The sequence below is a fragment of the Bacillus sp. AK128 genome (genome assembly GCF_053903075.1).
On the sequence record NZ_CP096379.1, the window covers coordinates 2,986,371 to 2,998,677 of the forward strand.

General features: G+C 36.8%; 12 protein-coding genes. 4 read left to right on the top strand and 8 right to left on the bottom strand.

Translation table 11 applies throughout. The annotated features are described in order from the left end of the window. Nucleotides 1-12: 12 nt before the first annotated feature. The 3 genes from pyc to M1D60_RS14950 form a co-directional block, all read right to left on the bottom strand. Nucleotides 13-3,453: a pyruvate carboxylase gene (gene pyc / locus M1D60_RS14940; protein WP_456275629.1), complete on the bottom strand. Its 3,441-nt coding sequence runs from the start codon at nt 3,451-3,453 to the stop codon at nt 13-15. 255 nt (nt 3,454-3,708) lie between these two features. Then, complete coding sequence (gene ftsW, locus M1D60_RS14945; protein WP_456275630.1) at nt 3,709-4,866, bottom strand: putative lipid II flippase FtsW; 1,158 nt, start codon at nt 4,864-4,866, stop codon at nt 3,709-3,711. A gap of 130 nt (nt 4,867-4,996) precedes the next feature. Continuing rightward, the gene (locus M1D60_RS14950) at nt 4,997-5,278 is read right to left on the bottom strand and encodes a YlaN family protein (protein ID WP_456275631.1); all 282 of its coding nucleotides are present in this window, start codon (nt 5,276-5,278) and stop codon (nt 4,997-4,999) included. 293 nt (nt 5,279-5,571) lie between these two features. On the opposite strand from M1D60_RS14950, the gene M1D60_RS14955 reads away from it, so the two are divergent. Further along, entirely contained in the window at nt 5,572-6,072 is a 501-nt protein-coding gene (locus tag M1D60_RS14955; protein WP_456275632.1) for a peptidyl-prolyl cis-trans isomerase, read from the top strand. Between the two features lie 52 nt (nt 6,073-6,124). Here the strand turns inward: M1D60_RS14955 and M1D60_RS14960 are convergent, their stop codons facing one another. Beyond that, complete coding sequence (locus M1D60_RS14960) at nt 6,125-7,453, bottom strand: PhoH family protein (protein ID WP_456275633.1); 1,329 nt, start codon at nt 7,451-7,453, stop codon at nt 6,125-6,127. A 270-nt stretch (nt 7,454-7,723) separates the two neighbouring features. On the opposite strand from M1D60_RS14960, the gene M1D60_RS14965 reads away from it, so the two are divergent. Further along, entirely contained in the window at nt 7,724-8,359 is a 636-nt protein-coding gene (locus tag M1D60_RS14965; protein ID WP_456275634.1) for a YhcN/YlaJ family sporulation lipoprotein, read from the top strand. An 18-nt stretch (nt 8,360-8,377) separates the two neighbouring features. On the opposite strand, the gene M1D60_RS14970 is transcribed toward M1D60_RS14965, so the two are convergent. Continuing rightward, nucleotides 8,378-8,833 (bottom strand): pyridoxamine 5'-phosphate oxidase family protein, encoded by a 456-nt coding sequence (locus M1D60_RS14970; protein WP_456275635.1) that lies wholly within the window; start codon nt 8,831-8,833, stop codon nt 8,378-8,380. 103 nt (nt 8,834-8,936) lie between these two features. Here M1D60_RS14970 and M1D60_RS14975 point away from each other — a divergent pair, with 103 nt between their 5' ends. Next, nucleotides 8,937-9,137 (top strand): YlaI family protein, encoded by a 201-nt coding sequence (locus M1D60_RS14975; RefSeq protein ID WP_456275636.1) that lies wholly within the window; start codon nt 8,937-8,939, stop codon nt 9,135-9,137. A 285-nt stretch (nt 9,138-9,422) separates the two neighbouring features. Here the strand turns inward: M1D60_RS14975 and M1D60_RS14980 are convergent, their stop codons facing one another. The 3 genes from M1D60_RS14980 to typA form a co-directional block, all read right to left on the bottom strand. Beyond that, on the bottom strand, nt 9,423-9,710 hold the full coding sequence (locus tag M1D60_RS14980; RefSeq protein WP_456275637.1) for a hypothetical protein: 288 nt from the start codon (nt 9,708-9,710) through the stop codon (nt 9,423-9,425). Next, nucleotides 9,707-10,012, bottom strand: a complete 306-nt coding sequence (locus M1D60_RS14985; RefSeq protein ID WP_456275638.1) for a YlaH-like family protein — start codon at nt 10,010-10,012, stop codon at nt 9,707-9,709. The genes M1D60_RS14980 and M1D60_RS14985 overlap by 4 nt, the downstream gene beginning before the upstream one ends. Nucleotides 10,013-10,090: 78 nt before the next feature. Continuing rightward, the gene (typA, locus tag M1D60_RS14990) at nt 10,091-11,932 is read right to left on the bottom strand and encodes a translational GTPase TypA (protein ID WP_456275639.1); all 1,842 of its coding nucleotides are present in this window, start codon (nt 11,930-11,932) and stop codon (nt 10,091-10,093) included. 165 nt (nt 11,933-12,097) lie between these two features. Between typA and M1D60_RS14995 the strand changes: the two genes are divergently transcribed. After that, nucleotides 12,098-12,280: a DUF5325 family protein gene (locus M1D60_RS14995; RefSeq protein WP_456275640.1), complete on the top strand. Its 183-nt coding sequence runs from the start codon at nt 12,098-12,100 to the stop codon at nt 12,278-12,280. Nucleotides 12,281-12,307 lie beyond the last annotated feature (27 nt).

The following is a 12,307-nucleotide window of genomic DNA, read 5'->3' on the forward strand; positions in this document are numbered from 1 at the left end:
GCCTCGCTGTTTTTATTTGCTTAATTCTATTAAAAGGTCACCAGTTTGGACAGCTGCCCCATCTTGCACATATATTTCTTTCACTGTACCAGAAAATGTTGCTTGAACCGTCGTTTCCATTTTCATTGCTTCAGAGATCAATAAATGATCACCTTTTTCTACCTTTTCGCCTTTTGTAACGACAACCTTAACAACCGTTCCTGGCATCGTAGCTGCGATATGATTTGGATTACTGCGATCAGCTTTTATGTTCGTGGCAACAGTAGATTTGACATTTTCATCTTTGATGACAATCTCACGAGGCTGTCCATTGAGTTCAAAATAAACAACGCGTGTTCCGTCTGCCTGTGGTTCACCGATTGATACTAATTTTACGATCAGCGTCTTACCATGTTCAATAACAACCTCAACTTCCTCACCTAATCTCATTCCATAGAAAAAGGTTGGGGTATCAAGAACGGATACATCTCCGTATTCTTCTACGACCTTTTGATAATCCATAAACACCTTTGGATAAAGTGCATAAGATATCATTTCATGACTGGTTGTTTGCCTTTTCAAGGTATGGAAAATAGATTCCTTTAACTCATGGAAATGCACAGGCTCTAAGAGCTCACCTGGACGGACTGTAATCGGTTCTTTTCCTTTAAGGATAATTCGTTGAAGCTCCTTTGGAAAACCTCCGTGTGGCTGTCCTAGATAGCCCTCAAATAGTTCTACAACGGAATCAGGGAAGTCTAATGTCTCACCCTTCTCATAAATATCATCTTCATTAAGATTATTTTGAACCATATATAAAGCCATATCTCCAACTACTTTTGAGGAAGGAGTTACCTTTACAATGTCTCCAAATAATTCATTAACACGACGATACATAACCTTTACTTCATCCCATCTTTCACCTAAGCCAACTGCCTTTGCCTGTTGCTGTAAATTACTGTATTGTCCTCCTGGCATTTCATGCATATAGACTTCAGGATGAGGTGCTTTCATTCCACTCTCAAAATCAGAATAATATTTTCTAATATCTTCCCAGTAATTTGATAGCTGCTCGAGGGCTTTGTTGTTTATATTGATATTACGCTTCGTTCCTTCTAGAGCATAATACAGTGAGTTTCCACTTGGTTGTGAGGTTAACCCTGCCATTGAGCTTACAGCAATATCCACAATGTCAACCCCAGCTTCTATCGCTTTAGAGTACGTCATAATTCCATTACCACTGGTGTCATGGGTATGGAGATGAATAGGAATCGATACCGCATCCTTTAAGGCTGCCACTAATGAGTAGGCTGATTGCGGCTTAAGAAGGCCTGCCATATCCTTTATTCCTAAAATGTGTGCACCAGCTGACTCTAATTCCTTAGCCATTGATACATAGTAATCTAGATCATACTTCACTTTAGTTGAATCCCCAATATCACCCGTATAACAAATCGCCGCTTCAGCTAACTTCCCTGATTCGCGAACGGAATCAATAGCTAATGTCATTCCTTTTACCCAGTTTAAGCTATCAAATATACGGAATACATCTATTCCAGCCTGCGCTGATTTCTCTACAAATTCTTTAATTAAGTTGTCAGGGTAGTTTTTGTACCCAACTGCGTTTGAAGAACGCAATAGCATTTGGAACAGTATATTAGGCACTTTTTCTCGTAATGAAATTAATCGATCCCATGGGTCTTCTTTTAAGAAGCGGTAGGAAACATCAAAAGTGGCTCCCCCCCACATCTCTAAGGAAAATAAGTCTGGCAAAAGCCTTGCGGTTGGTTCTGCAATCGTAATAAGATCCTTTGTTCTGATTCTAGTTGCAAGCAGAGATTGATGCGCATCACGGAATGTTGTATCCGTTAACAAAACATTCTCTTGTTCATTAATCCACTTTACTAAGCCGTCCGCTCCTCTTTCATCCAAAATTTGCTTTGTTCCGGATGGCATCGGCTCTGTAAGTTTCACTTTCGGTACTCTTGGTTTTTCAAATACAGGTTTTTTCTTCTTTTCAATCCCAGGAAACCCATTTATCGTTACCGTTCCTATATACGAGAGCATTTTAGTCCCCCGGTCTTTTCGGTTTGGAAACACAAATAGTTCTGGAGTTGTATCAATAAATGATGTGTCATACTGACCTGTAATAAACTTTTGATGCTTCATAACATTTTCAAGGAACGAAATATTTGTCTTAATTCCTCTAATTCTAAATTCTTTTAAATTTCTAGTCATCTTAGCTGTTGCTTGCTCAAATGTTAAAGCCCATGTTGAAAGCTTCACTAAAAGTGAGTCATAGTGAGGTGTAATAACTGCTCCTTGGAATCCATTACCAGCATCTAGACGGACTCCAAACCCACCACCAGTTCGGTACGCCATTATTTTCCCGGTATCAGGCATAAAATTATTTAACGGATCCTCTGTTGTTACACGAGATTGAATCGCATATCCATGAGTCTTTATTTCACTTTGAGCAGGTATACCTACTTTTTTGCTGTGAAGTAAATGCCCTTCAGCAATCAAGATTTGTGTTTGAACAATATCAATACCAGTAATCATCTCAGTAATCGTATGTTCAACTTGGACGCGAGGATTAACCTCTATAAAATAAAACTCCTCATCCTTCACCAAAAACTCTACAGTTCCTGCATTTATGTAATCTACATTTTTCATTAACTCAACAGCTGCTTCACAAATCTTTAATCTAAGTTCATCAGTTAAAGAAACACTTGGAGCTAATTCTACAACCTTCTGATGTCTTCTTTGAACAGAACAATCTCTTTCAAATAGATGTACGATATTCCCTTGTGTGTCCCCAAGAATTTGCACTTCAATATGTTTAGGATTCTCTACGAACTTTTCTACATATACCTCACTGCTACCAAAGGCAGCTTTGGCTTCAGATGTCGCACGATCAAAGGCTTCTTTAACTCCTGACTCGTTTCGAACAATTCTCATACCTCTTCCACCGCCACCAAGTGCAGCTTTTATCATAATCGGGTAGCCATGTGTTTGACCAAAGTCAACAATTTCAGAAAGTTCTTCTACTGGTCCATCACTACCAGGAATAACAGGTATATTTGCTAATACTGCTTGTTTTCTAGCTTTTACTTTATCACCAAACATATCAAGGTGAAGCGATTTAGGACCTATAAAAATAATACCTTCCTCTTCACACCTTCTAGCAAAATGAATATTTTCCGATAGGAAACCATAGCCTGGATGAATGGCTTGAACACCGTTTGCTTTAGCAATTTCGATAATTCCCTCTATATCTAAATAGGCATCGATTGGTTTTTTACCTTCCCCTACTAGATATGCCTCATCTGCTTTATAACGATGATAAGATCCAGCATCCTCCTTTGAATAGATGGCAACAGTTCGGATATCAAGTTCGGTACAAGCCCGAAAGATTCTAATCGCAATTTCTCCACGATTTGCTACTAATACTTTTTCAATTTTAGTTGTCATTATGTATTCCCTCCCATTTACAATCTACCAATTTTAGAACAAAAAGCGCAAGCGCCCCGTTTAGCCCCGACAAGCAAATGTTCCTTGGACAAAGAAAAGGCGGTTTTTCCTTTTATTTGTCCAAGGGTTATTTGACCTCGAGGGGCTGGGTGCTGGAGCTGGATTACTACGAACAATCATTTAAGAACAACATTAAGAAATTATACTTTTTTTTAAAAAAGGCTCTGCAAAGAACAGAGCCTGTGTTAATTTTTTTTATGCTGCTTCATCCTGTGGTAGGCTTTTTTGTTTTCGATAATTTACGAACATAGATATATTCACTAAAATCCCCATCGAAATCATTAAAGCGAGTAGGGATGAACCTCCATAACTAACGAAAGGCAGCGGAACACCTGTAATAGGAAGCAAACCTGTAAGTGCACCTAAATTTACAAAAGCTTGTATACTAATCATACTTGATACACCTATTGCTAATAAACTACCAAAGGAATCATCACATCTTCTAGCTAACATAAACCCTTTTATAACGATAAAACTTAATAGAAGTATAACAAAGCCTACTCCGAATATCCCTAGCTCTTCTGAAATCACGGCCATGATAAAGTCTGTATGTGCTTCTGGAAGATATCCTGATTTTTGTATGCTATTTCCTAAACCTAAGCCAGTGATACCACCTGAACCAATAGCGATATATGAATTAATTAACTGAAGCCCATCTCCTAAAGGATCGGCAAATGGGTTATAAGCCGCTCCAAAGCGAGATAATTGTTCATCAGAAAGAACTTCGAACTTCACCGCAAAAGGAATTAATATACCTAAAATCAAGCCACCTAGACCCAATAATTTCATTACATTTTTCAGATTCATTCCAGAGCAAAGTGTCATAACCACTGCAATCATTGCAATTAATCCAGCTGTTCCTAAGTCTGGTTGAAAAAATACTAATCCAAATATAATCACAGTAAAAATTAATGGCGGTAAAACAGCTGTTCCAAAATCATCTATATAATTTTGCTTTTTAGAAAAAATAGCCGCTAAATAGATGATTACACCCAGCTTTACAAATTCACCAGGTTGTATTTGAACTGGCCCTAGCGAGATCCAACTCTGCGCATTTTGTGCAGTTTCACCAACAGCAAAAACCAAAATGAGAAGTCCAATGCTACCAAAGGCAATGATCTTAAATAGCTTAAAATAGATACGATATGGTAATATCATTGTCATAAAAAAAGCAATAGATGCAACTATTAATGAAAATCTTTGTCTCACAAAAAAATGATCAAACTGGTATTCATACCGCGAAACAGCAATGATGCTACTAGAGCTGTATACCATAATGAGACCAAAGGCACATAACAAAAAAACAGCTAATACAATTGAGTAGTCATACAACTGAAACATTTTCTTCAGCATAGGAATCTTCCTTAAAATAGATAGTTTACTTTTATTTTACTATAAAACTGGGGCGTTTTGGACAAAATTCCTTATAAAAAGAAAAAACCCTACTATTAAGATAACAGTTAGAGTTTATCATCCTTATTTTTTATTTATTTGTAAATGCATCATGCAACAGAGAAAGTTCTTTTTCTAAGGTGTCAATTAGATCCTTGCCCATAGATTCTTCTACGAGTCCTAATCTCACCGCAAAATCAATTTCTCTAGATAACCCAAACATTTGTGTATCTAATACTTCTTCATATAGAGGACACTGTGGCATTGTCAGATTATCCATTTGCACTTTTATAAGCTTTAAAATCTTTTCTGCATCAGCTTTTAACAGTTCATATGCTTTTTCGCGATGGTCAATCGCAATCTCTGGCGTCAATAGAATCCCTCCGTTCTACGAGCGATTGCAAACTTGTTCTTAAATCTTATCGTGATATTAAAAAAAATGCAAGAAAAAATAGCTAAAAACACCTGCTTTAACTAGTCATTTTTAACATTTTCTCTATTAACATGAAATCGTTTTATTCTTTCTTAGATAGAAATGGGATAAATAAGGTACCCTCTCGTTAGCCAAAACCTCTATATATAGTTATACTTAAACTTAGCTAAAAGTACTAACGTTGGTGTTTAAGTGAAACCAGCAGATTTAATTCTTTAAAAAAGGGTGACATTATGGAATCAATCATACTATTAAAAGGAAAAGTAAAATTCCCGCTAACCATTGATCCAGGAGTATGGATTTTTGATGAGCGAAAGGTTGATCTGACCACTTATTTCGATCAAGAAAAAATTGTAGTAGATGAGCTAGAAACATATACAAAGGCTGTCTCTGAACACTGGGATCGAGAAATTAAAGAAGGTGCAACTCTTCCTCCTTCAAATAAGACGACTACTAAAAAGTACGAAAAAGAGAAACTTATAACTGGTACATTTGCCATTCCAGTTAAATATTTTTTTGATAATGCAGTTGTTGATTCTGATACCTCTAAGGTGACTATAAAAACGAAATCAGAAGAATATACATTACCTTACCAAGAAGCATACAATGGATTATTTGGTTTCTCTAATAATGGAAAGCCACTTATTGAAGATGGTCCTGCTCATTTCTATTTTGGTGATGGGCATAATAAGGACAATCCAATTAAAAACATAACTGAAATAATTGTTGAATAATAACTAATCGAGGTTTCCACACATAGTGTGGAAACCTCTCTTCATATTAAAGTTATAATAAATCCGCAGCTAGCTGTGCTAGACCTGACCGTTCGCCTTTAACAAATCGAACATGTCCACTAATCTTTTGATCCTTAAAGCTCTCCACTACATAAGTCAAACCGTTATTATATTCATCCAAATAAGGATGATCAATTTGGGCTGGGTCCCCCATTAACACGATTTTACTTCTCTCTCCCACTCTCGTTAAAATTGTTTTCACTTCATGCTTTGTTAGGTTTTGAGCTTCATCAATGATGATAAATTGCTCGGGTATACTTCGTCCACGAATATAGGTCAACGCTTCAACCTCAATGGATCCCATTCCTGCTAAAATGGCATCTAGCTCCCCTGGCTTCTTTGTATTAAAGAGATATTCGAGATTATCAAATATAGGTTGCATCCAAGGCCTTAATTTCTCTTCCTTTTCACCTGGTAAAAACCCAATATCCTTCCCTACTGGAACAATAGGTCTTGCCACAAGCAACTTCTTGTACATGCCAAGATCCTCTGTTTGAAGAAGCCCTGCTGCCAAAGCGAGCAGCGTTTTGCCTGTCCCAGCTTTTCCCATTAACGTAACAAGTGGAATATCTTCTCGAAGCAATAATTCTAACCCCATTATTTGCTGAACATTTCTTGGCTTAATTCCCCATATGGGATCATTATTAAACACTAATTTCTTTACCTTTTTACAAGATGGATCCACCATGCCTACCGCAGATCCAGAATTAACAAGTGCGTCCTTCATAATCACAAACTGATATGGGTAAAACGGATGATTCGCTAAATCTGATGTATGAATTTCCCCTTTTTCATAAAAGCGATTAAGTAAGTCTGAATTCACATAAACTTCTAAATATCCTGTATAGATATGATCAAACTCGACCACTCTATCACTTAAGAAATCTTCAGATTGCATTCCAAGTGCATCCGCTTTTACGCGAACCAAGACATCCTTACTTACTAAAATAACGGGCCGTCCATATTCTTTTGTCTCTTCTTCAAGAGAAAGGTTTTTCGCTACTGCTAATATTCGATTGTCATTTGTTTTTTCAATAAATATTTCTTGAAGTTGGTGAAAAGAGCGGTGATTTAGTTCAATGCGAAATGAACCACCATTTTCTAATTGGACCTTCTCATGCAACCGGCCATTTTCCCTTAACTTATCAATCATTTTTGAAACCTGTCTTGCATTCCTACCTATTTCATCCATATTTCTTTTTTTTGAATCAACCTCTTCTAGGACCACTGCTGGGATCACTACTTCGTTATCTTCAAATGAGAAGATAGACATTGGATCTTGCAATAACACATTCGTATCGAGTACATAGATTTTACTCAAATTTCCGCCTCCTGACTCCGCTTTTTCTTTGTATATAACGTTCGATTGTAATAGTTCTTTCGATCTATCCAATCCCGTTATAATCTGCAGTAAGACGATAGAAAAACTAACTATCGTGGTTGTAAAAAGGAGTGAAAACTGTGTAATAGCAATATGAGTGCTGGTACACCATTGGTTTAATATATGAGTGGATGAATAAAGATAGAAGGATTATTAAACAATAATAGTAACTGCAAGAAAGTCAAACTGAGGATAAAGGAGTGAAAACACTTGAAGAACATCATATATATCACTGGCATCCTGCTTTTTATGACCATCACAGGTTGTGCTAATAACAACAACGAAGCAGGTAATCAAAGTAAAGACCAGCAATCCGCAATACAGGTAAAAAATCAGGTGAATGTTCAAGACGAGGACCGGAGCGGAGGGGAAATTGCTGAAAATTTAGTGAAACTTGCATCAAGTGTACCTAATGTGAATGACGCAACAGCGCTTGTGTTAGGCAATGTAGCAATCGTAGGAATTGATGTCAATTCAAAGATCGACCGTTCTAGAGTCGGTACAATTAAATACTCTGTAGCAGAAAGTCTTAAACATGATCCTCATGGCGCTAATGCCATTGTCATTGCTGATCCTGATACAAATGTCCGATTAAGAGAAATGGGTAATGAAATACAACAGGGGCGACCTATTAGCGGGATTATGGACGAGCTTTCAGCTATAATAGGAAGATTAATGCCAGAACTTCCTGCAGATATATTTGAGCATAAAAATACAGCTCCAACTGAATCCAATCAAAATCAACTTCCTGAACAGCAAGAACAAGAGCTAGACAAAGAACAGCAGGATCAATCAAAAAATCACATTCAAGATCGTGATAACCCAAATGTTCCACAACATGATTAAAGCTTAGTAACTTTGTTACTAAGCTTTTTTGATGGATTCCATTACTTGTCGATCTAGCTTAGAAGCAGCATCTAAATCATAGGTTTTTTCATAACTAGGACCCATGGTGATTTTCGACCCATAAAACATAACATCGCGGACTTCATTTACCTTTAATTCAAACAATGCTAATTTTAACGGTACATCTTGAAGGTCCTCTTCTCTTAAGTACGCTTCACCACTAATAGAGAAGGTCGTATCTGAAATAAACAAGGTTAGAACTGTCAATGGATTAGATCGAATATTTTTGACAATCTTTGACCGGTTATCAATCACAAAACGAATGGACTCACGGTCCGGAGCAAAGGCCCAAGAAATAGCATGGACATTAGGCCCACCTGTCTCATAATCTATTGTTGAAATGGTCAACAATCTTTCTTGCTGAAGGTAATCAAACATATCTGTAGATAAATTCGAATCAACTCGATTCGCCATTTACAACCCCCCATTCAATGACGGAAATGTTTTTTCTTTTAAATGCTTTTCTAACTTTATGCTATACTGTTTACAAGAAGATTTCAACAGTTGAGGTGGAGAAATGAGAGTAAAGTGTGTCCTATGTGACAAAATAGAATCAATTGATGACGAAACGTTAATGGCAAAACGATTACGAAACCGTCCCATTCATACATATATGTGTAATCCCTGTAACGAACGAATAGAAGAAAAAACAAAAGAACGCCTAGCAACCGGAAACTTCAGACTATACCGGGAAAAAAAATTAAAAGAAGACTGGTGAAGAACAAAAGGCGCAAGCGCCCCGTTTAGCCCCGACAAGTAAATGTTCTGAAGAGAAAAAAATGGCGCTCTTTCCATTTTATTCTCTTCAGGTTATTTAACCTCGAGGGGCTGGGCGCTGGAGCTAGATTGAATTGCATAGACTCGAGTTTTCCACAAATGATTAATTTTATACTTTCGCTAAACAGAAAGGCGCAAGCGCCCCGCTAGTAAGGAAGGCAGGCTTAGAGCGCAACGTTTTGTTGCAATATAAAAAAATGACGGTCCGAATGCGGTCCGTCATTTTTTATTTAGGATAATTTATAAATTTTTCAGGCTCAGCTACCATTTGATCTAACATAACATCAATTAATTCAGTTGGGAATTTAGTTGTTTTTCTTGTTTCACCTATAGTATATGACACCTCATACATAACTTCATCCTTTTCAATGAGGATGTCCTTTAATTGATGATCCACCGTTAACAATTCATAAAAAAAGGCTGCTGTTTCCTGGGCTGCAAGATCATCTTTTCTAACATCAGCTACTACTTTAATGGTTAACCAATTATATAGTGCATCTTGTAATGAATTCATGCGCTACTTCCTTCTTTTTTGGATTGATAAAGGCGTACTTTATAAACGATTAACACTAGTGCAGCAACCATTAATCCCTCAACGACAGGTAAGGAAACCGCTAGAATTGTTAAAAGGCTACAACCTAATCCAAGAAAAAAATAAATAACAATGGATTTTAAAATGGGTAATTTTTTAGCAAATCCTAACTTATAAACAAGGGCCGATAAAAGGAAAATGGTGATATACAATAGCCACATTCCAACTTCAGGGTTTTGATCAATCTGATATAATGACGCAAAAAACGAAAAATTATCTTCCATTTTATGTTACCTCCTTTGCTTATGTAGAAAAGGGGTCAACTATACGTTAACCCCACATTCCACCTATATGGTTATTGCTTATACTTCAGCATATTTCTTTTTCTTAGCCGCTCTTTCACGCTCACTCTTATCAAGTAATTTCTTACGTAGACGAATCGATTGTGGAGTAACTTCACAAAGTTCATCATCATTTAAATACTCTAATGATTCTTCTAAAGTCATAAGTTTAGGCTTTTTCATCGTTGTCGTTTGGTCTTTGTTAGCAGAACGCATATTTGTCATTTGTTTTGCTTTAATAACATTTACCGTTAAATCGTTATCACGATTATTTTCACCAACAATCATACCTTCATAAACATCAGTACCAGGCTCAATAAAGATCGTTCCACGGTCTTCTAAAGCTAAAATACTGTATTGTGTTGATTTTCCAGTTTCTAGTGAAACTAGAACACCGTTACGACGTCCACCAACTTGACCTGCAAAAAGTGGTTGGTAGCTATCAAAGGTATGGTTAAGAATCCCATAACCTCTTGTTAATGTCATGAATTCAGTTCTATAACCAATTAAACCACGAGCAGGTACATTAAATACCATACGTGTTTGGCCACCACCATTACTAGACATGTCAACTAACTCACCCTTACGCATACCAAGAGACTCCATGATAGACCCTGTGTGTTCTTCAGGAACATCAATTTGAACTCGCTCAATCGGCTCACATCTAACACCGTCGATTTCCTTAACGATTACTTCAGGTTTAGATACTTGTAGTTCAAAGCCTTCACGTCTCATATTTTCAATTAGGATTGACAAATGTAACTCACCGCGACCAGACACGATCCAAACATCTGGAGAATCTGTATTTTCAACACGTAAGCTAACATCCGTTTCTAACTGAGCCATTAGACGTTCTTCGATTTTTCTAGCTGTTACCCATTTACCTTCACGACCTGCAAATGGACTATTGTTAACTAGGAAAGTCATTTGAAGCGTTGGCTCATCAATACGAAGAATCGGTAATGCTTCTTGGTGGTCAGTAGGACAAACCGTCTCCCCTACATTGATATCTTCCATTCCAGATACCGCTACAAGATCACCAGCTTTTGCTTCTTGAATTTCAACTCTTTTTAATCCAATGAATCCAAACATCTTTGTAACACGGAACTTCTTCACAGCTCCATCAAGTTTCATAAGTGAAACTTCTTGACCTACCTTCATCGTTCCACGGAAAATACGTCCGATTCCGATACGTCCAACATAATCATTATAATCAAGTAGTGTCACCTGGAATTGTAATGGGTCATTACTGTTATCAACCGGAGCTGGAATATGCTCAATAATTGATTCAAATAATGAATTCATATTTTCGTCTTGGTTTGCTGGATCTGGGTCAAGACTTGCTGTACCATTAATAGCAGAAGCATAGACTACTGGAAATTCTAGTTGATCTTCTTCTGCACCAAGCTCGATAAATAAGTCGATTACTTCATCAATTACCTCTAAAGGTCTTGCTGAAGGCTTATCAATTTTATTTACAACTACAATTGGAGTTAATTTTTGTTCTAATGCTTTTTTCAATACGAAACGTGTTTGAGGCATCGTTCCTTCATAAGCATCTACTACAAGTAGAACACCATCAACCATTTTCATGATTCGTTCTACTTCTCCTCCAAAGTCAGCGTGACCAGGAGTATCCATGATGTTAATTCGCTTCTCTTTATATTCAATCGCAGTATTTTTCGCTAAAATAGTGATACCGCGTTCTTTTTCAAGGGCATTGGAATCCATCGCTCTCTCTTCTACAAACTCATTTGAGCGGAATGTTCCTGATTGGTGTAGTAATTTGTCAACCAAAGTTGTTTTACCATGGTCAACGTGTGCAATAATAGCAATATTACGAATATCGTCACGTAATTTCACGTACTCATCTCCTACTTAATTTAAAATATTTATATCCATATAACACTAAAACACAATTTGGCTTTTTACACAACTTTGTTATTATACCATACCGTTCCATAAGTGGTGAAGTTTATCTATTCATTTACGTAAAACTTTTGTAAACTGTACTTGGAGGGCTTAAAAATGAAACAAATAAATATTCTTTTTTTAGTATTCGCATTACTTACAACTTTTTTCATGATATTAATTGGAATTGCAGTTGGGGAAAGAAGTCTCTTAGGGATTTTTGGTGCCATTGTCGGTGTTATTATCACTTCAGGGGTTGCTTTTTCCTATAAGAGTAAATTAAGAAAATCACAAAAATAAAAGTGCCCACTAAGGCACTTTTTTAAT

Excerpts from the sequence above, each read along its gene's own strand:
- M1D60_RS14975 (WP_456275636.1), top strand. The coding sequence starts at position 8,937 with ATGAGAGTAAAGTGTGTCCTATGTGACAAAATAGAATCAATTGATGAC.
- M1D60_RS14985 (WP_456275638.1), bottom strand. The coding sequence starts at position 10,012 with ATGGAAGATAATTTTTCGTTTTTTGCGTCATTATATCAGATTGATCAA.
- pyc (WP_456275629.1), bottom strand. The coding sequence starts at position 3,453 with ATGACAACTAAAATTGAAAAAGTATTAGTAGCAAATCGTGGAGAAATT.
- M1D60_RS14955 (WP_456275632.1), top strand. The coding sequence starts at position 5,572 with ATGGAATCAATCATACTATTAAAAGGAAAAGTAAAATTCCCGCTAACC.
- M1D60_RS14980 (WP_456275637.1), bottom strand. The coding sequence starts at position 9,710 with ATGAATTCATTACAAGATGCACTATATAATTGGTTAACCATTAAAGTA.
- M1D60_RS14995 (WP_456275640.1), top strand. The coding sequence starts at position 12,098 with ATGAAACAAATAAATATTCTTTTTTTAGTATTCGCATTACTTACAACT.
- ftsW (WP_456275630.1), bottom strand. The coding sequence starts at position 4,866 with ATGCTGAAGAAAATGTTTCAGTTGTATGACTACTCAATTGTATTAGCT.
- M1D60_RS14970 (WP_456275635.1), bottom strand. The coding sequence starts at position 8,833 with ATGGCGAATCGAGTTGATTCGAATTTATCTACAGATATGTTTGATTAC.